Here is an 18,261-nt window from a genome sequence, read left to right as displayed (position 1 = left end):
TTTCCTATTTCGGATCCCCTGCCCGTGAGCACCATCCTCGACACCATCCTGCGCCGCAAGCACGACGAAGTGGCGGCCCGTCGCGAGCAGGTCTCGCTGTTCGAACTGCGCACGCGCGCCGCCTCCGCGCCGCCGGTGCGCGGTTTCGCCGATGCCATCGACGCGAAGCTCCGCGCCGGGCTGCCGGCGGTGATCGCCGAGGTGAAGAAGGCCAGCCCCAGCAAGGGCGTGATCCGTGCCGATTTCGATCCGGCCGCGATCGCCCGCAGCTACGCCGACGGCGGTGCGGCCTGCCTGTCGGTGCTCACCGACATCGACTTCTTCCAGGGCAGCGATGCCTACCTGCAGCAGGCACGCGCCGCCTGCGGGCTGCCGGTGCTGCGCAAGGACTTCGTGGTGGATGCCTACCAGCTCTACGAGGCGCGCGTGCTGGGCGCGGACTGCGTGCTGCTGATCGCCGCGGCGCTGGATGACGCGCGGCTGTCCGAGTTCGCCTTCATCGCCGCCGAGCTGGGCATGGACGTACTGGTGGAAGTGCACGATCTGGACGAGCTGGAGCGGGCGCTGCCGGTGCCGGCGCGTCTGCTGGGTATCAACAACCGCAACCTGAAGACCTTCGATGTGTCGCTGCAGACCACGCTGGACCTGCAGGCGGCGGTGCCGGCCGACCGCGTGCTGGTCACCGAAAGCGGCATCCTGGCGCCGGCCGACGTGGCCTTGATGCGCGGTGCCGGCGTGCACGCCTTCCTGGTCGGTGAGGCGTTCATGCGCCAGCCCGACCCGGGCGCGGCGCTGCGGGACCTCTTCGCATGACGGCGGCGTCCCCGCGGGACGACGCGCCGCTGGTGGTGTTCGATTTCGACCACACGTTGTACGACGGCGACTCCGGCAGCCACCTGTTCAAGTGGCTGATCGGGCGTGCGTGGTGGCGGCGCCTGCTGGCGCTGCTGCTGGCGCCCGTTGCGGGTTCGCTGGTGGCGTTCCTGCCCACCCGTCGCGCGGGTATCTCCCTGTTCGTTTGGGCGGGCACGCTGGGCGTGCGCGACCGCGCCGCGCTGGATGCGCTGATCGACCGCTACGTGGCGCTGCACGCCGACGCGATCCGGGCGCGGCTGCTGCCGGTCGCGCTGAAGGTGTTCCAGCAGCACCGCGCGCGTGGGGACCGCGTGCTGGTCGCCACCGGTGCGCCGCCGGAGCTGGCGCGGGCGATCCTGGCCTTCGTCGCGCATGCGGACGTGCCGGTGATCGGCACCCTGCTGGGGCCGCGGCTGGGCGGCATGGTCGCGCTGCGCCACTGCCACCATGCGATGAAGATGGCCATGATCCGCGCGGCCGGCTACACCCAGCCGGTGGCGCAGGCCTATTCCGACAGCAGCGCCGACCTGCCGCTGCTGCAGGCGGCGGCGAAGCCGGTGGTGGTGAATCCGAAGCGGGGCAGGGTGGCGATGTTCCGCCGCGTGCTGCCGGCCGGCACGCCGATTCTCAACTGGGGCTGCCCGGGCCGCGCGGGCGAACCGGCGGCCTGATCGTGTCGCTCAGGCCGAGCCCAGCGCCTTGACGAAGCGCACCGAGCTGCCGCTGTAGCCGCAGGCCTGGTAGAACGCGTGTGCCTCGGTGCGTTGGGCGCCCGAGGTCAGCTCGATACGCGCCGCGCCGCCGGCGCGGGCCCGGCGCTCGGCTTCCTTCAGCAGGTGGCGGCCGATGCCCATGCCTTGCGCGGTGGGGGTGACCACCAGCGCGGTGACGCGGCAGGTGGTGGTGCCCAGCGGCAGGTAGTACATGAAGTCCAGTGCCACCAGCCCGCAGACCGCGCCGTTACGGCGTGCCAGCACCAGCGCCTGGCGGTCGTTGGCGAGGATTGCGGAGATCCGCTCCGAGGCATCGGCGATGTCGCAGGGATAGCCCAGCTCTGACAGCAGGTGGGCGACGTCGTCGGCGTCGGCCGGCACCGCGTTGCGCAGATCCACGTCGGCGGCGCGGTGGCCCGGGGAGAAAGCGTGGCTCATGCGCGTGTCGCTCCTGGCTAGCGGGTGCCGTAGACCACCACGGTCTTGCCGCGGGCGTGCAGCTTGCCGTCGGCCTGCAGCTTCTTCAGCACCCGCCCGGCCATCTCGCGCGAGCAGCCCACCAGCCGCGCCAGCTCCTGGCGGGAGACGCGCAGCTGGGTGCCCAGCGGGTGGCTCATCGCCTCCGGCTCGCGGGCCAGGTCGAACAGGGTGCGGTAGATGCGGTCGGTGACGTCCAGGAACGCCAGCCGGCCCGCCTTGCGGCTGGTGTCCAGCAGGCGCTGGCTGATCTGCGCCCCGATCGAATAGAGCAGGCGGGTGGCGTCGTTGGCCTGCGCGGCCAGCAGGGCCTGCAGGCGCTCATGGCTGATCTCGGCCAGCTCGCAGGCGGTGCGGGTGCGCAGCGCCACGACGCGGTGTTCGGACTCCACGAACAGGCCCATCTCGCCCACGAATTCGCCGGCGCCGATGTAGCCCAGCACCAGTTCGCGGCCGTCGTCCTCGCGGGCGATGATGCTGACCGAGCCGGAAATGATGTAGTACAGCGTGCCGGCCGGGTCACCGGGACGGAATACCTCGCTGCGCGCCGGATACTTGCGGCGGTGGCAGTTGCCGATGAAGCGCGCGATGGTTTCGGCATCGGCACCCAGCGGGGTGAAGGCACGCGGCATGGCGGGCTTGGGGGTTTTGCTGCTCATTCGGGCGCACGTTCGAGAATGCCAAAGCTTAGGCCGAACCGTGATGGCGGGCAAATTCCCGGCCCGAGCCGGTCGGGGCACCCGCAGGCGTCGCCGGGCGCTTTGCCCCATAATGGCCGGTCTGTCCCGTCACCGCTGGATCCAATGCCGTGGTCAAACCGCTGCCGCGCCTGAAGTTGCAGGGCTTCAACAACCTCACCAAGTCGCTGTCCTTCAACATCTACGACGTGTGCTATGCCGCGTCGGAAGATGAGCGCAGGCGCTACATCGAGTACATCGACGAGGAGTACAACGCCGACCGCCTCACCCAGATCCTCACCGACGTGGCGGAGATCATCGGTGCCAACATCCTCAACATCGCCCGTCAGGACTACGACCCGCAGGGCGCCTCGGTGACGATCCTGATCTCCGAGCAGCCGGTGATCGACAAGGCCGACGCCAAGGGCGTGATTTCCGACGCGGTGGTTGCGCACCTGGACAAGTCGCACATCACCGTGCACACCTACCCGGAAACCCATCCGGACAACGGCATCGCCACCTTCCGTGCCGACATCGACGTGTCCACCTGCGGCGTGATCTCGCCGCTGAAGGCGCTCAACTACCTGATCGAGAGCTTCGAGTCCGACATCGTGGTGATGGACTACCGGGTGCGCGGTTTCACCCGCGACGTGAAGGGCCGCAAGCACTTCATCGACCACAAGATCAACTCGATCCAGGACTACCTGGCCAAGAACGTGCGCTCCCGCTACGAGATGCTGGACGTCAACGTCTACCAGGAGAACATCTTCCACACCAAGATGCACCTGAAGGACTTCGACCTCGACCAGTACCTGTTCGAGGAGAAGGCGCGCAACCTGTCCTTCAAGGAGCGCATGAAGATCGAGGCGCGGCTCAAGCGCGAGATCGAGGAGCTCTACCACGGGCGCAACCTGGTCGACTGAGCCAGACGAGCCGCGGTATCCCGAAGCGCCGGCGCAAGCCGGCGTTCTCGTGTCCGCTTCCGATCAGCCCACGCCAGGCCGCGCGGACAGGCCCAGCGCAGTGGTCACGAGCTGCATCGCTTCCTCGTCGCGCTCGTGGGTGATCCAGCCGGCCAGCGTGGCCTCGCCGGTCTCCACCGTCCAAAGGCTGTAATGCTGCTCGCGCAGCTGTACGAACGCCGTCTGCAGCACGGCGTCGGTATCGGGCGCCGCCTCCGCGTCGTCATCCAATCCCCAGTCGATCCGCTGGCGCCAGCGCGAGGCCAGCTCGTCCAGCGCGTCCATCAGGCCTGTCGCATCGTCTTCGCCGATGTGGAAGCCGGCTTTCCAGTCGATGACGTCGCGCAGCAGCAGGGCGGGGTCGGCGTCCGGACCGGATTCCTCCAGCGCGGCGTGGAACGCGGCGAACTGCTCCCGTGCCGCGTCCTCGTCGTCCGGGTTCACCAGCAGCAGGAACTGCCACGCGACCACGTCGAGCGCGTCGTCGTCGTCCGTTTCGACATGGCGGGGAAAGGCGTGGCCGAAGTTGTCGTCGGGATCGTAGTCGTGGCTGGCCATCGGGCGGGTCCTGTCTGCACGCAGGTGCGCAGGATACGGCCGCGCCGGGCTGCGCTGCCCGCTTGTCCGTAGAATGCAGCGCTTCCCGATCCGGCCCCGTGGCCCAGGACGCATCATGGCCGCCAACGCCACCATCTACAGGGTCGAGCTGCAGGTCACTGACCTCGACCGCCATTACTACGCCAGCCACGCGCTCACGCTGGCCCAGCATCCGTCGGAAACCGAGACCCGCCTGCTGGTGCGGCTGCTGGCCTTCGCGCTGCATGCCGACGAGCGCCTGGAATTCGGCCGCGGGCTCAGCGACGAGGACGAACCCGCGCTGTGGCGGCGCGACTACACCGGCGAGGTCCTGCAGTGGATCGAGCTGGGGCAGCCGGACGAGGCCCGTCTGCGCAAGGCCAGCGGGCGCGCGGCGCAGGTGGTGGTGGTCGGCTACGGAGGTCAGGCCGCCGAAGCGTGGTGGAAGCGCAATGCCGCCGCGCTGTCGCGGCTGCGCAACCTCACCGTGCTGGAGCTGGACGATGCCGCCGTCGCGGACGCCGTGGCCTTGCTGGAGCGCGGCATGCGCGTCACCGCGATGATCCAGGACGGCGAGCTGCAGCTGATGGACACCGCCCGCACGGTGACGTTGCGTCCGCGCTTGCGGATGGTGGACGGCGCCGTGCAGCCCGACTGAGCGGGCGCCCCGGCGGGCCGGATCGGGCCGGCCTAGAGCCGGTACGCCACCGTCTTCATCGCTTTCGACATCGCGGCCATCACGGCCGGGATCGGCGCTGGCAGCCGGCGCGCGCCAGCGGCCAGCGCGGCGTCGGCGTGGCGGGCCTCGTCGTCCTTCATTACCGCCAGGATCGCGCGGCTGCGGTCGTCGCCCGCCGGCAGCGAGGCCAGGTGCTCCGCCAGGTGCGCTTCGACCTGGCGCTCGGTTTCCACCACGAAGCCCAGGTTCCAGCCGTCGCCGCGCAGCCCGGCCGCCGCGCCGATGGCCCAGCTGCCGGCGTACCACAGCGGGTTGAGCAGGCTGGGGCGGCTGTCCAGCTCGTGCAGGCGGTCCGCGCACCAGGCGAGGTGGTCGGTTTCCTCCTGCGCTGCCTCCAGCAGATGGGCGCGGGTGGCCGGATCGCGGGCCACCGCCGCCTGGCCGATGTACAGCGCTTGCGCGCAGACTTCACCGGTATGGTTGATCCGCATCAGCCCGGCGGCGTGGCGCCGCTCATCGTCGTCCAGCGTCGGCGCAGGTGCGGCCAGGCCTGGGTTTGCGCGTGCGGCGCGTGGCGCGCCCGCCACGGTGGACAAAGCGTTCTGGGCCGAATCCAGCAGGCGGTCCAGCGGGCTGAGGCGGCGAAGGGTGTCCATGGCGCCCATTCTAGGACGCGCCGCGTGGCGTGGGGGTTTACCGCGTCGCCAGGGCGGCCGAGCATCCGTGGGGCGTCGCGAGCGGAGGGTGGCTTGCACCCGCCGCCGGCGGGGCGTATCATTCCGCCTCTTCCCTGCCCGGACCTGGTCACCGGCCGGCGTGGAAAACAACGCGAGGCGACGTTCCGCGTCCCGGAACCAGCCCGGCCAGGCACCCCACAAGAGTTCGTCATGAAGACTTTCATCGCCAAGAACGAGACCGTCCAGCGCGACTGGTACGTCGTCGACGCCGAGGGCAAGACCCTGGGGCGTCTGGCCGCAGCACTGGCCTATCGCCTGCGCGGCAAGCACAAGCCCGTTTTCACCCCGCACGTCGACACCGGCGATTACCTCGTCGTGATCAACGCCGACAAGATCGCGGTGACCGGCAACAAGCTGAAGGACAAGATGTACCACCGCTTCACCGGGTACGTCGGCAACCTGAAGACCGAAAGCCTCGGCCAGGCGCTGGAGCGCCATCCCGAGCGCGTCATCGAGATCGCGGTGAAGGGCATGCTGCCGAAGGGCCCGCTGGGCCGCGCCATGTACCGCAAGCTCAAGGTCTACGCCGGTGCGGAGCATCCGCACGCCGCCCAGCAGCCGCAGCCGCTCGACATCTAAGGTCAGATCAATCATGGCTATCACCCAGAATTACGGCACCGGCCGCCGCAAGTCCTCCACCGCCCGCGTGTTCCTGCGCAAGGGCAGCGGCAACATCACCGTCAACGACCGTCCGCTGGACGAGTTCTTCGGCCGCGAGACCGCGCGCATGATCGTGCGCCAGCCGCTCGAGCTGACCAAGAACACCGACAATTTCGACATCGTGGTCACCACCACGGGTGGCGGCACCACCGGCCAGGCCGGTGCCATCCGCCTGGGCATCGCCCGCGCGCTGGTCGAGTACGACGAAACCCTGAAGACCGAGCTGCGCAAGGCCGGCTTCATGACCCGCGACGCCCGCGAGGTCGAGCGCAAGAAGGTCGGCCTGCACAAGGCACGCCGCGCCACGCAGTTCTCCAAGCGCTGATCCTGGCGCACAGGGCGCCGGTTTGCCGGCGCCTCGGCGGGTTCCACTTCACGCCGAACGCGGTACAATTTGCTCCATAGCCCCGTCGCCAAGCGGTAAGGCACCTGACTCTGACTCAGGCATTCGGTGGTTCGAATCCATCCGGGGCTGCCACACCCAAGAAACCCGCCGCAAGGCGGGTTTCGTTTTTTCCGCGGCGCCTCATCCCGCGCGGCGCCGGTCGTCGCGGTGCGACAATGGCGCCAGCCCCCGTGGAGCCGCCGATGGTTGCCAGTTTCCCCGCGCCGCACACGCCGCTGGACCGGCTGGATGCCACCCTGCGTGACCGTGGTTTCGTCGTCCTTGCGCCCGAGGCCGTGGCCACCCTGGCAGGCCTGCCGCGCGCCGCATTCGATGCGCTGGTGCCCAGCTGGGACGACCTGCGCCCCGACGACTACCTGAAAGACGGCGGCCGCTACCGCCAGCGGCGTCACGCCTGCTGCGTGGTGGAAGGCGACACGCTGCGGCCGGTCCCGCACCGGATGCACTGGCAACCGGTGGAATACAACGCGCTGCACGGCGGCATGGAGCGCTGGTTCGCGCCCGTGGACGCGGCCACGCTCGCGCAACCGGCATGGTCGGCGCTCATCCGCGGGTTGGCGCGGGTGTGCTCGGTGCAGCGGGCGGTGCCGCGCTGGCACGTGGAGGCGCACCAGTTCCGCATCGATACCAGCGACGGCGTGGGTCGCCCGACGCCAGAAGGTGCGCACCGCGACGGCGTGGATTTCGTCGCTGTCCTGCTGGTAGGGCGGCACGCGATCAAGGGTGGCGAGACCCGGGTGTTCGAGGCGCAGGGGCCCGCCGGCCAGCGTTTCACCCTGACTGAGCCGTGGTCGCTGCTGCTGCTGGACGATGCGCGGGTGATCCACGAATCCACGCCGATCCAGCCGCTGGATGCCGCGCGAGGCCATCGCGATACCCTGGTGCTGACCTTCCGCGCCGACGGCTTCCAGGGCGATCCTGCGGCCTGAGCACGGGCCTGCCATCGGCAAGTAGCACCGTTACAATTGCAACTAAAGAACAACACGTCCGAGGTCACCATGAAGCTGGGTTCTCTCAAGGAAGGCGGGCGCGACGGCACCCTGATCGTCGTGTCGCGCGACCTGTCGCAGGCGGTCCGCGCCACCGGCATCGCCGCGACCCTGCAACAGGCGCTGGAGGACTGGGAAAACGCCGCGCCGCGCCTGAACGCGCTGTCCGAGGCGCTCCATGCCGGCCAGGCCGACGGTGCGTTTCCGCTCGATATGCAGGCGCTGGCCGCGCCGCTGCCGCGTGCCTACGAATTCGTCGATGGCAGCGCCTATCTGCCGCACGTGGAGCGCGTGCGCCGCGCCCGCGGCGCCGAAGTGCCGGAGAGCTTCTACGTCGATCCGCTGATGTATCAGGCCACCAGTGCCGGCTTCTACGGCCCGCGCGATCCGGTCAAGGTGACCAGCGAATCGTATGGCATCGACCTCGAAGCCGAGGTGGTGGTGGTCACCGACGACGTGCCAATGGCGGTGACGCCCGAGCAGGCTGCACGTCACATCCAGCTGATCGGCATCGTCAATGACGTTTCCCTGCGCAATCTCATCCCGGCAGAGCTGGCCAAGGGGTTCGGCTTCCTGCAGTCCAAGCCGCGCAGCGCGCTGGGTCCGGTATTCGTGACCCCGGACGAGCTGGGCGAGGCCTGGCAGGGCAACAAGCTGCACCTGCCCATGCTCACCCACATCAACGGCAAGTGGTTTGGCGCACCGGAAGCCGGCGTGGACATGCAGTTCGATTTCGCCCAGCTGGTGGCGCACGCGGCCAAGACCCGCCCGCTGTCGGCCGGCACCCTTGTCGGCTCCGGCACGGTGGCCAACCAGGACACCGCGCTGGGCGCGTCCTGTTTTGCCGAGCTGCGCACCGTGGAAACACTGCGCGACGGCAAGCCCAGTACGCCGTTCATGAAGTTTGGCGATATCGTCCGCATCGAGGTGCTGGATCGCGCCGGCAACAGCGTGTTCGGCGCGATCGAGCAGCGTATCGAGCAGCAGCCCGCGCCGCGCTGAGGGCGGGCGCGGCGCGGGCCGCCCCGGCGGTCATCACCGGCCACGCACGGCGCGCGCCAAGGAGGAACGATGAGCGAATCGCTGCAGCTGTATTCCTACTGGCGATCCAGCGCCGCCTATCGCGTGCGCATTGGTCTGAACCTGAAGGGGCTGCCGTACGAGATCGTCCCGGTGCATCTGGTGCGTGACGGCGGGCAGCAGCATTCGGACGCCTACCGTGCGCTCAACCCGCAGGAACTGGTGCCCACGCTGGGCCACGGCCAGCGCCGCCTGACCCAGTCGCTGGCGATCCTCGAGTACCTGGACGAGGTCTGGCCCACGCCGCCGCTGCTGCCGGCCACCGCGCGCGAACGCCAGCGCGTGCGCGCACTGGCGTTGCTGGTGGCTTGCGAGGTGCATCCGCTCAACAACCTGCGGGTGCTGCAGTACTTCGAGCACGAGTGGAACGTGCCGCAGCCCGAGCGCGATGCGTGGGTGAAGCACTGGATCGAGGACGGCTTCCGCGCCGCGGAGGCGCTGCTGGCGGAGCATCCGTCCACCGGCGATTTCTGCGAGGGCGAGATGCCCACGCTGGCGGACTGCTGCCTGGTGCCGCAGGTCTACAACGCCCGTCGCTTCGGGGTGGACCTGGCGCCGTATCCCACCATCCGGCGCATCGAGGCCGCCTGCCTCGCGCTGCCCGCGTTCGACGCCGCGCGGCCCGAGAACCAGCCCGACGCGCCGTGATGCCGCCCCGGCGCGTTTGCGGCCGGGGCGGCGCGGGGCTCAATGCGAGGCGAAGACGTCCGCGTAGGGGTCGTGCTCGCCGGTCGCGCCTTCCGACAGGCGGAACTTGAGCGCCAGGCCGTCGCGTGAGTCGGCGGCCTTCAGTGCCTCCTCCATCTCGATCCTGCCCTCCTTGTAGAGCCGGAACAGGCACTGGTCGAAGCTCTGCATGCCTTCCTGTAGCGACTCCTCCATCGCCATCTTGACCTCATGCACCTGGCCGCGGCGCAGCAGGTCGCGGATCAGTGGCGTGTTGATGAGCACTTCAGTGGCCGGCAGGCGGCGGCCGTCCACGCCCAGCACCAGGCGCTGGCTGACGATCGCCTTCATGTTCAGCGCCAGGTTCATCAGCACGTTCTTGTGCGCGCCCTCGGGGAAGAAGTTGAGGATGCGCTCGATGGTCTGGTCGGCGTTGTTGGAGTGCAGCGTGGCCAGGCAGATGTGGCCGGTCTCGGCGAAGGCGATCGCCGCCTCCATCGTTTCGGCGTCGCGGATCTCGCCGATCAGGATCACGTCCGGCGCCTCGCGCATCGCGTTTTTCAGCGCGGCATGGAAGCTGTGCGTGTCCAGCCCGACCTCGCGCTGGTTCACCACCGACAGCTTGTGCCGGTGCAGGTACTCGATCGGATCCTCGATGGTGAGGATGTGGCCGGTGCTGGTGCTGTTGCGGTGGTCGATCATCGACGCCAGGGTGGTGGACTTGCCCGAGCCGGTGGAGCCGACGATCAGCACGAGGCCACGCGGCGCCATGATGATGTCCTTCAGCACCGTTGGCAGCTGCAGCTCCTCGATGGTGGGGATGACGCTGCGGATGGCGCGGATCACCATGCCTACCTCGCCGCGCTGCTGGAACACGTTGACGCGGAACCGGCCGCAGCCGGGCACCGAGATCGCCATGTTCAGTTCCTTCTCGCGCTCGAACTCGGCGATCTGGGCTGCGTCCATCAGGCCGTAGGCGATGTCGCGACACTCGCCGGCGGTGAGCGGGGCTTCGCTCATCGGCTGCAGCATGCCTTCGATCTTGATGTTCACCGGTGCGCCGGTGGACAGGAACATGTCCGAGGCGTCTTTTTCCGCCATCACCTTGAAATACGGGCCGATATCCATGCAGTTTCCCCATGCTGCGCGTCCCGGCATTGCATCGCCGGCGACGGCTTCCCACAATGGCCGCGACGCAACGACGAGCCGCGACCCCCATGCGCCAAAGCTTCGCATACTTCCGTAGCGCCCTCTATGCCCCGCTTCTTTGCGGCGTGCTGTCCGTCGCAGGTTGCGCCAGTCTGCCGCCACCGACTGCCGAACTGGGCGCCGCGCGCCAGGCGCTGGCGCGCGCCGCGGCCGCGGATGCCGACCAGTACGCCGCCGACGCGCGGGCCCGCGCGCGGGATGGTCTGCAGCGTGCGCAGGCGGCGATGGCCCGCGGGCGCGATGACGAGGCGCGTGCGGCGGCCCTGGCGGCGGGCGCGGATGCGGATCTGGCCCGGGTCCGCAGCGCGGCGGCGCAGGCACGCGCCGAGCTGCAGCAGAAGCGCAAAGAGGTGGCCGAGCTGCAGGCGCAGCTGCAGGTGGGGGCGACGCCGCAACCCGCCGATCCCCTGGATGGCCCACCGTCGGTGGGGCCCGTCGAACAGCGCCTGCAAGCGCTGGATGCCGATCCGATGCTGGGGCCGCTGGCCCAGTACGAGCGTCTGCAGGCCCGGCAGGCGCTGGCGGCCCTGGCCACGGTGTCGCGCCGCGAGTTGCCGGCGGCGCTGTCGCTGGCCGAGCGGCGCGTCGGTATCGCCGAGCAGGCCGCGCGCATCGAAGCTGCCCGCCGCGAGATCGACCGTCTTGACCGCGAACGCAGCGAGCTGCTGGTCGAAGCCAGCCGACGCGATGCCGAGCGTGCCCGCGCCGAGGCCGAGCGCATGCGCATCCAGGCCCAGCTGCAGGCCGAGGAGGCCGAGCGCCTGCGCGCGCAGGCCGCGCAGGTGGAGGCCGCGCTGGACGGCGCGCAGGCGGCGCAGCAGGACAAGCTGCAGGCCGCCCGCGACAAGGAAGCGGCGCTGGCGCGCAAGGAAGCGGAGCTGGTGGCTGGCGCCAAGTTGCCGCCGTCGGTGCGGGACGCGCGCGGCGAAGTGTTCACCTTGGCTGGCGATGCCTTTGCCTCGGGCCAGGCCACGCTGACCAAGGCCGCCGCGGCCAGCGTGCAGGCATTGGGCCTGTACCTTGCGGCGTTGCCCGGTGGCGCCGTGCAGGTGGTGGGCCACACCGACAGCCAAGGCAACCCCGCCACCAACCAGGCCTTGTCCGAGAAGCGCGCGCAGCAGGTTCGCGCCCGCCTGGTCGCGGCCGGCCTGGCCCGGGATCGGGTAAGCGCCGAGGGCCGCGGCGCAGCCGATCCGGTGGCGGACAACGGGTCCGCCTCGGGCCGCGCCAGGAACCGTCGGGTCGAGGTGATTGTTTCGGGAAATTCCCGTTAAATCATGGAGTTGGGCTGATTCATTCAGCGTGGCGCCGTTCATCGGAACCCCTTGCCAAGCCCGAAGGGCAGGCGTAGGGTCGAATACCCGGGCGGTCTGAATTCCTCGGCCACCGCCCGGCCGGAGACCGGCCGATGCATGACCCGTTCGACAACCCGGAGACCGCCGCTGCCCGCCAGGCCTGCGGCGGGCGCGGGTGGGGCCGGATGCCCCATGACGTGCCGGCCGCCCCGATTCTCTTGCGACGCCCCGTGCCGGCCGGCCGGGGCGTTTCTGCATCTGGCGCGCAGTGGCCGCGCCCGACCCCTTCGCGACCCGGCATTGCCGGTCGCGTCGTTCCCGGCAGCCTCTGCTGCCGTTCCCCCGCGCCGCGTGGGCAGTCCGCCTGCGTGGCAACCAGCCGATCAGGAGGTCTTCATGTTCGAAGGGCAATCACAGGCTGACATCGAAGCGATGATGAAGGCGAACAGCGAGTTCCGGCAGCTGTATTTCCGCCATCGCGAGCTCGACAAACAGGTGCTTGACGCCGAATTGGGCGTGCTGCCGGTGGATGACAACACGCTGGGCCAGATGAAGCGCGAGAAACTGGCCGCCAAGCAGCGCCTGCTGCAGATGTACGAACGCGCCCACTGAGGGTGAAGGTCCGGGCTCCCGGCCGCCTTGGCCGGGAGCCGGCAAGACGCCGCCGCCGCGGACTGCGGCCAGGCGGCTTCGCGCGGGGCCACTGCTAGAATCCCGGGCTGCACAGGACGTGAGCCCCGCATGGCCATCCACGATTCCATCCTCGAACTGGTCGGGGACACCCCGATCATCCGCGCGCGCCGGCTCGATACCGGCCCCTGCACGCTCTACCTGAAGCTGGAAAGCCAGAACCCGGGCGGGTCCATCAAGGACCGCATCGGCATGGCGATGATCGAGGCCGCCGAAAAGCGTGGCGATATCAAGCCCGGCGACACCCTGGTGGAAGGCACCGCCGGCAATACCGGCATCGGCCTGGCGCTGGCGGCGCAGCAGAAGGGCTACATGCTGATTCTGGTGGTGCCCGACAAGATGTCGCGCGAGAAGATCTTCAACCTCAAGGCAATGGGCGCGCAGGTGGTGCTGACCCGCAGCGACGTCGCCAAGGGCCACCCTGACTACTACCAGGACCTCGCCGCGCGCATCGCCGCCGAGACGCCGGGTGCGTATTTCATCAACCAGTTCGGCAACCCGGACAACCCGGCCGCGCACGAGTTCGGCACCGGCCCCGAGATCCTGCGGCAGATGGCCGAAGTGGGCGGGCTGGATGCCATCGTGTTCGGCTGCGGAAGTTCCGGCACCATGACCGGCCTGTCGCGCTGTTTCGCCGCGCAGTCGCCGCACACCGAACTGGTGCTGGCCGACCCGGTGGGCTCGATCCTCGAGGAATACATCAACCGCGGCACCCTCAGCGACAAGTCGGGCAGCTGGCTGGTGGAGGGCATCGGCGAGGATTTCCTGCCGCCGATCTCCGACTTCACCCGGGTGAAGAAGGCCTACGCGGTGAGCGACAAGGACAGCTTCCTGGCCGCGCGCGAGCTGCTGGAGAAGGAGGGCGTGCTGGGCGGCTCGTCCAGCGGCACCCTGCTGGCCGCCGCGTTGCGCTACTGCCGCGAGCAGACGACGCCGAAGAACGTGCTGGTGTTCGTCTGCGACACCGGCAACAAGTACCTGTCGAAGATGTACAACGACTACTGGATGCTGGACAACGGCTTTCTGGCTCGCGAGCAGCACGGTGACCTGCGCGACCTGATCCTGCGCCCGTTCGCCCAGCGCGACACCGTGGTGGTGGGCCCCAACGACCTGCTGGTCACCGCCTGGCAGCGCATGAAGCTGTACGACGTCAGCCAGCTGCCGGTGATGGACGGCGAGCGCCTCGTCGGCATCGTCGACGAGTCCGACGTGCTGTTGCACGTTTACGGGGATGAAGCACGCTTCCGCGACCCGGTGGCCACCGCGATGGTGCGCAAGCTCGACCAGGTCGACGTGCGTGCCTCCATCGAATCGCTGCTGCCGGTGTTCGACCGCGGCCACGTCGCCATCGTGATGGACGGCGAGCGCTTCCTCGGCCTGATCACCCGCATCGACCTGCTCAACTACCTGCGCCGCCGCGTGCAGTGACCGCCATTCCCGAAGGTTCCCGTATGAGCGACAACGCGCTGCTTCAGCCCGGCACCCTGGCCATCCACGGCGGCCAGTCGCCGGACCCGTCCACCGGCGCGGTGATGCCGCCGATCTACGCCACCAGCACCTACGCGCAGTCCAGCCCGGGCGTACACCAGGGCTTCGAGTATTCGCGCACACACAACCCCACCCGCTTCGCTTACGAGCGCTGCGTGGCGGCGCTGGAGGGCGGCCGCCGCGGCTTCGCGTTCGCGTCCGGGATGGCGGCTACCTCGACCCTGCTGGAGCTGCTGGACAGCGGCGACCACGTGGTGGCGATGGACGATATCTACGGCGGCAGCTACCGCCTGTTCGAGCGCGTGCGCAGGCGCAGCGCCGGGCTGTCCTTCAGCTTCGTTGACCTGACCGATCCGGCGGCGTTCGAAGCCGCGATCACGCCGAAGACGAAGCTGGTGTGGATCGAGACGCCGACCAACCCGCTGCTGAAGATCGTCGACATCGCCGCGATCGCGGCCATCGCCAAGCGGCGCGGCCTGCTGGTCGCGGTGGACAACACCTTCGCCTCACCGATCCTGCAGCGCCCGTTGGCGCTCGGCGCGGACATCGTCATGCACTCGGCCACCAAGTACCTCAACGGTCACTCCGACATGGTGGGCGGCATGCTGGTGGTGGGCGACAACGCCGAGTTGGCCGAGCAGGTGGCCTTCCTGCAGAACTCGGTGGGCGCGGTGCAGGGCCCGTTCGACAGCTTCCTCGCCCTGCGCGGCCTGAAGACCCTGCACCTGCGCATGCGGGCGCACTGTGAGAACGCGCTGGCGCTGGCGCAATGGCTGCAAACGCAGGATGCGGTGGCTGAGGTGATCTACCCCGGTCTGCCCACGCATCCCCACCATGTGCTGGCGGCGCGACAGATGGCCGGCTTCGGCGGCATGCTCTCGATCCGCCTCAAGGGCGGCTTCGAGGCCGCCAAGCGGTTCTGCGAACGCCTGCAGCTGTTCACCCTGGCCGAGTCACTGGGCGGCGTCGAATCGCTGGTGAACCATCCCGCGGTGATGACCCACGCCTCCATCCCGCCCGACCGCCGCGCCCAGCTGGGCATCGGCGACGAACTGGTGCGGCTGAGCGTGGGCGTGGAGGACGTGGGCGACCTGCGGCGGGATCTTGAGCAGGCGTTGGCATGAGCCTATGTGAGGGCGACAAAGATGTTCAGGGGCATAAGATGCAGACCATGAACCCGGCTCCCGAGGAAGCGCGCCCCATCATCCGCATCCGGCGGTTGGGCGAGTTGCTGATGGAGGCGGGCATCGTCTCCAAAGGAGACGTCCAGAAGGCTCTGTCCTTCCAAGAACAGTTCGGCGGACGGATTGGCAGCATCCTGGTGCGTCTGGGCGCCTTGTCGGAGGAAACGCTATTGCCGGTCTTGGCGCAGCAGCTGGAGATTCCGATCCTGGCAGGTGACGAGTGGCCAGAGCCCCCAGGTGCGATCCGTGATCTGCTGCGGGAGAGCGGCTTCGCCATCGAGTGGTGGATCGATAACGCCGTGGTGGCTTGGCGAACGGAATCCGGCAAGGTGCTGGCGGTGGCGCGTGACCCTCTGGATCCGCTCGTCAATGAGTCGCTCGGCAAGTGTCTAGAGCAGATACATTGGCAGTGGCGCCTAGTTCGGAGCCAGGATTTGGACCGACTTCTGGATATGGCTGGGCGCAGCCGGTCTGCGGACGAGGGTGAGTTCGACGACGATGTCAGTCATCTCCGGGAACTTGCGGAAGAGGCACCGGTCATTGAGCTGGTGAACAATATCCTAGCGCAGGCGATGGATCAGCGTGCATCCGACATCCACATTGAGCCGGAGGAGCTGGTGTTCCATGTCCGAATGCGGACTGACGGCATCCTGCACACGCGCATGACTCTGCCCTCCAGTCGTTATCCCGCCGTCGCGTCACGTGTCAAGCTCATTTCCGGCATGGACATCGCCGAGCGTCGACTGCCTCAGGATGGCAGGCTCAGTGCGCGGGTCAGTGGTCAGGAGATTGATGTCCGCGTGTCATCGGTGCCAGCCGTCCACGGCGAATCCATCGTCCTGCGACTGTTGCCGAAAGAGCGGCAGGAACTGAGCCTGGCACGCCTCGGGTTCTCCTCCCGTGACCTGGCCATGTTCCGAGGCTGGGCCCGCGAGCCCCATGGCATCGTGCTGGTGACGGGCCCGACAGGCTCGGGTAAATCCACCACGTTGTATGCGACGCTGGAAGAGATGAATCAGCGCGACCGCAAGATGATCACGGTCGAAGATCCGGTCGAATACGAAGTCGATGGCGTCACCCAGATACAGACGAATGCGGAGATTGGTTATACCTTCGCACGGGCGCTGCGTGCCATCCTTCGTCAGGATCCCGACGTCATCATGATCGGCGAGATCCGCGATTTGGAGACGGCGGAAATCGCGGTGCAGTCAGCGTTGACCGGCCATCTGGTGCTTTCGACGCTGCATACCAATGATGCGGTCAGCGCGTTCACACGCTTGATCGATATGGGTGTTGAGCCCTTTTTGGTCGCTACCAGCGTGCGCGCTGTGCAGGCGCAGCGGCTTGTGCGACGTTTGTGCTCGCACTGCAGCCGCCCGCAAGACGACGTACTCCCCGCGATTCGCAAGCTGGTCGAACCCTTAGCCGAGCGCGACGTTGCGCCGAACTGGCGTGTCGCTGTGGGTTGTCCCCACTGCCAGGGCACGGGCTACCGGGGGCGGCTGGGAATCTATGAGCTCGTAGATGTGACTCCGGAAATGCAGGAGTTGATCATTGCGTCCGCGACAGCAGAGAAGATGCGGGCGTTGGCGACCCATCAAGGTGGCAGGACGTTGCGGGAGGATGGCCTTCTCAAGGCGATGGCGGGGCTGACTACGGTGGACGAGGTGGTCAGGGTGACGGGTGGGTCTGGCGATGGCTGAACGCGTCCTCTTCAATTACGAGGCATTGGATCGTTCTGGCGCAAAAACGACCGGGACTTTAGAGGCGGAAACCGAAGGTGATGCTGCGCGCCAGCTAGCGCAGCAGGGTTTGATGCCATATGCGTTGAAGCGCGCCCGACAGGGGTGGCGCGGGCCGCGGCGCAAGCACGCGTCGTCCCGTGAGCTTCAACTGGTCTTGCAAGAATTCACGACTTTGCTCGAGTCTGGCGTGGGCTTGGTAACGGCCTTGTCCTCGCTGGCAAAGTCCAGCCACCACCCGTCATTGACCACGGCATTCGGCCATATGGAGCGCTCGGTTCGACAAGGTGAGAGCTTCAGTGCTGCGCTGAGGCAATCGAAGCTTTCTGTCCCCGAATACATACACCAGCTTGTCTATGCTGGCGAGGCTACAGGGCGCTTGGCCGAATCGATCCGCGGCGGCGTGGATCAATACGAGTACGACCAGCGCGTACGCACGGAAATGGCGGGGGCAATGATCTATCCCGCAGTGCTGGTATCGTCCGGCATTGCTGCCGTTGGCATCATTTTCATGTGGGTAGTGCCTCGCTTTGGCGGTCTGCTAACCCAGCATAAGCAGACGATGCCCGCGATTTCCCGTTGGACCATTGCCAGTGGCGTGTGGCTGAGCAGTCACGCCTGGCTGGTGATGCTGGCAATCGTTCTACTCGCGCTTGGTGTTCGCGCGATCTGGAAGGCGCCGGGATTCGTTGATGTTCTCGCTGAGCGTGCAGCCCGTCTGCCCATCATCGGCGATTGGCTGGTCGAGGCCGAAGTCGGTCGTTGGGCCAGCACGTTGTCCGCATTGCTGACCGGACGGGTGGAGTTGATTCGCGCGCTCAATCTGGCCGCATCTTCGGTGCGCATGAAGTTCCTCCGCACCCGGCTTTTTGCGGTCGCGAAATCCGTCAAAGGTGGTGCGACCTTGTCTGCTGCCCTGCGCGAACACCGCTCGCTCAATCCAACGGGTTACGATTTGGTGGCAGTTGGCGAGGCCAGTGGCGAACTTCCAAAGCTGCTGTCCGCGTTAGCCAGGCTTTACGAAACCAGCGGCCGAGACCGGATGAGGCGAGCGCTACAATTGATCGAGCCGCTTGCCATCATCGTCATAGGTGTCGTGGTGGGCACCATCATGACCGCCATCATTCTCGCTATCACTAGCGTCAACGATGTTCCCCTCTAAGCTCACGCCCCACG

General features: G+C 68.0%; 20 protein-coding genes and 1 tRNA gene. 16 read left to right on the top strand and 5 right to left on the bottom strand.

The window, feature by feature from the left end; all coding sequences use genetic code 11:
* The first annotated feature begins 24 nt into the window (after positions 1-24).
* Both trpC and ACK4SG_RS07790 read left to right on the top strand, forming a co-directional pair.
* Positions 25-813 carry an indole-3-glycerol phosphate synthase TrpC gene (gene trpC / locus ACK4SG_RS07795; protein WP_409601159.1) on the top strand — a complete coding sequence of 263 codons (789 nt, stop codon included), beginning with the start codon at positions 25-27 and terminating at the stop codon, positions 811-813.
* Positions 810-1,526, top strand: a complete 717-nt coding sequence (locus tag ACK4SG_RS07790; RefSeq protein WP_409601158.1) for a haloacid dehalogenase-like hydrolase — start codon at positions 810-812, stop codon at positions 1,524-1,526. Before trpC ends, ACK4SG_RS07790 begins: the two co-directional genes overlap by 4 nt.
* 9 nt (positions 1,527-1,535) lie before the next feature.
* Here the strand turns inward: ACK4SG_RS07790 and ACK4SG_RS07785 are convergent, their stop codons facing one another.
* Together ACK4SG_RS07785 and crp are read right to left on the bottom strand one after the other, a co-directional pair.
* Positions 1,536-2,006 (bottom strand): GNAT family N-acetyltransferase, encoded by a 471-nt coding sequence (locus ACK4SG_RS07785; RefSeq protein WP_409601157.1) that lies wholly within the window; start codon positions 2,004-2,006, stop codon positions 1,536-1,538.
* A gap of 17 nt (positions 2,007-2,023) precedes the next feature.
* Positions 2,024-2,704, bottom strand: coding sequence for a cAMP-activated global transcriptional regulator CRP (gene crp / locus ACK4SG_RS07780; RefSeq protein WP_409601156.1), 681 nt, complete (start codon positions 2,702-2,704; stop codon positions 2,024-2,026).
* Between the two features lie 149 nt (positions 2,705-2,853).
* On the opposite strand from crp, the gene speD reads away from it, so the two are divergent.
* Positions 2,854-3,645 carry an adenosylmethionine decarboxylase gene (gene speD, locus ACK4SG_RS07775; protein WP_409601155.1) on the top strand — a complete coding sequence of 264 codons (792 nt, stop codon included), beginning with the start codon at positions 2,854-2,856 and terminating at the stop codon, positions 3,643-3,645.
* 63 nt (positions 3,646-3,708) lie between these two features.
* On the opposite strand, the gene ACK4SG_RS07770 is transcribed toward speD, so the two are convergent.
* Entirely contained in the window at positions 3,709-4,242 is a 534-nt protein-coding gene (locus ACK4SG_RS07770; RefSeq protein WP_409601154.1) for a hypothetical protein, read from the bottom strand.
* A gap of 115 nt (positions 4,243-4,357) precedes the next feature.
* Here ACK4SG_RS07770 and ACK4SG_RS07765 point away from each other — a divergent pair, with 115 nt between their 5' ends.
* Positions 4,358-4,918 carry a YaeQ family protein gene (locus tag ACK4SG_RS07765; RefSeq protein WP_409601153.1) on the top strand — a complete coding sequence of 187 codons (561 nt, stop codon included), beginning with the start codon at positions 4,358-4,360 and terminating at the stop codon, positions 4,916-4,918.
* Between the two features lie 32 nt (positions 4,919-4,950).
* On the opposite strand, the gene coq7 is transcribed toward ACK4SG_RS07765, so the two are convergent.
* Positions 4,951-5,595: a 2-polyprenyl-3-methyl-6-methoxy-1,4-benzoquinone monooxygenase gene (coq7, locus tag ACK4SG_RS07760; protein WP_409601152.1), complete on the bottom strand. Its 645-nt coding sequence runs from the start codon at positions 5,593-5,595 to the stop codon at positions 4,951-4,953.
* Between the two features lie 231 nt (positions 5,596-5,826).
* On the opposite strand from coq7, the gene rplM reads away from it, so the two are divergent.
* The 6 genes from rplM to maiA all read left to right on the top strand — a co-directional run bounded on the left by rplM (position 5,827) and on the right by maiA (position 9,459).
* The gene (gene rplM / locus ACK4SG_RS07755) at positions 5,827-6,255 is read left to right on the top strand and encodes a 50S ribosomal protein L13 (RefSeq protein WP_409601151.1); all 429 of its coding nucleotides are present in this window, start codon (positions 5,827-5,829) and stop codon (positions 6,253-6,255) included.
* A 13-nt stretch (positions 6,256-6,268) separates the two neighbouring features.
* Complete coding sequence (rpsI, locus tag ACK4SG_RS07750) at positions 6,269-6,661, top strand: 30S ribosomal protein S9 (protein ID WP_374556486.1); 393 nt, start codon at positions 6,269-6,271, stop codon at positions 6,659-6,661.
* Positions 6,662-6,739: 78 nt separating this feature from the next.
* Positions 6,740-6,814 (top strand) — tRNA-Gln (locus tag ACK4SG_RS07745).
* A 110-nt stretch (positions 6,815-6,924) separates the two neighbouring features.
* Complete coding sequence (locus ACK4SG_RS07740) at positions 6,925-7,671, top strand: 2OG-Fe dioxygenase family protein (protein WP_409601150.1); 747 nt, start codon at positions 6,925-6,927, stop codon at positions 7,669-7,671.
* 69 nt (positions 7,672-7,740) lie between these two features.
* Entirely contained in the window at positions 7,741-8,733 is a 993-nt protein-coding gene (locus ACK4SG_RS07735) for a fumarylacetoacetate hydrolase family protein (protein ID WP_409601149.1), read from the top strand.
* Between the two features lie 69 nt (positions 8,734-8,802).
* Positions 8,803-9,459 (top strand): maleylacetoacetate isomerase, encoded by a 657-nt coding sequence (maiA, locus tag ACK4SG_RS07730; protein WP_409601148.1) that lies wholly within the window; start codon positions 8,803-8,805, stop codon positions 9,457-9,459.
* Between the two features lie 39 nt (positions 9,460-9,498).
* Here maiA and ACK4SG_RS07725 read toward each other — a convergent pair whose 3' ends face one another.
* The gene (locus ACK4SG_RS07725) at positions 9,499-10,605 is read right to left on the bottom strand and encodes a PilT/PilU family type 4a pilus ATPase (RefSeq protein WP_409601147.1); all 1,107 of its coding nucleotides are present in this window, start codon (positions 10,603-10,605) and stop codon (positions 9,499-9,501) included.
* Positions 10,606-10,751: 146 nt separating this feature from the next.
* Between ACK4SG_RS07725 and ACK4SG_RS07720 the strand changes: the two genes are divergently transcribed.
* The 6 genes from ACK4SG_RS07720 to ACK4SG_RS07695 all read left to right on the top strand — a co-directional run bounded on the left by ACK4SG_RS07720 (position 10,752) and on the right by ACK4SG_RS07695 (position 18,247).
* Positions 10,752-11,960, top strand: a complete 1,209-nt coding sequence (locus ACK4SG_RS07720; protein WP_409601146.1) for an OmpA family protein — start codon at positions 10,752-10,754, stop codon at positions 11,958-11,960.
* A 417-nt stretch (positions 11,961-12,377) separates the two neighbouring features.
* Entirely contained in the window at positions 12,378-12,593 is a 216-nt protein-coding gene (locus ACK4SG_RS07715) for a YdcH family protein (RefSeq protein ID WP_409601145.1), read from the top strand.
* 129 nt (positions 12,594-12,722) lie between these two features.
* Positions 12,723-14,099, top strand: coding sequence for a pyridoxal-phosphate dependent enzyme (locus ACK4SG_RS07710; protein ID WP_409601144.1), 1,377 nt, complete (start codon positions 12,723-12,725; stop codon positions 14,097-14,099).
* Positions 14,100-14,122: 23 nt separating this feature from the next.
* Positions 14,123-15,283 (top strand): cystathionine gamma-synthase, encoded by a 1,161-nt coding sequence (locus ACK4SG_RS07705; protein WP_409601143.1) that lies wholly within the window; start codon positions 14,123-14,125, stop codon positions 15,281-15,283.
* A 38-nt stretch (positions 15,284-15,321) separates the two neighbouring features.
* Positions 15,322-17,046 (top strand): GspE/PulE family protein, encoded by a 1,725-nt coding sequence (locus ACK4SG_RS07700; protein ID WP_409601142.1) that lies wholly within the window; start codon positions 15,322-15,324, stop codon positions 17,044-17,046.
* Positions 17,039-18,247 (top strand): type II secretion system F family protein, encoded by a 1,209-nt coding sequence (locus ACK4SG_RS07695; RefSeq protein ID WP_409601141.1) that lies wholly within the window; start codon positions 17,039-17,041, stop codon positions 18,245-18,247. The genes ACK4SG_RS07700 and ACK4SG_RS07695 overlap by 8 nt, the downstream gene beginning before the upstream one ends.
* Positions 18,248-18,261: the final 14 nt, after the last annotated feature.

Source organism: Thermomonas sp., assembly GCF_046293095.1.
Taxonomy (GTDB): Bacteria; Pseudomonadota; Gammaproteobacteria; order Xanthomonadales; family Xanthomonadaceae; genus Thermomonas.
This window is presented reverse-complemented; position numbering and strand designations above follow the sequence as displayed.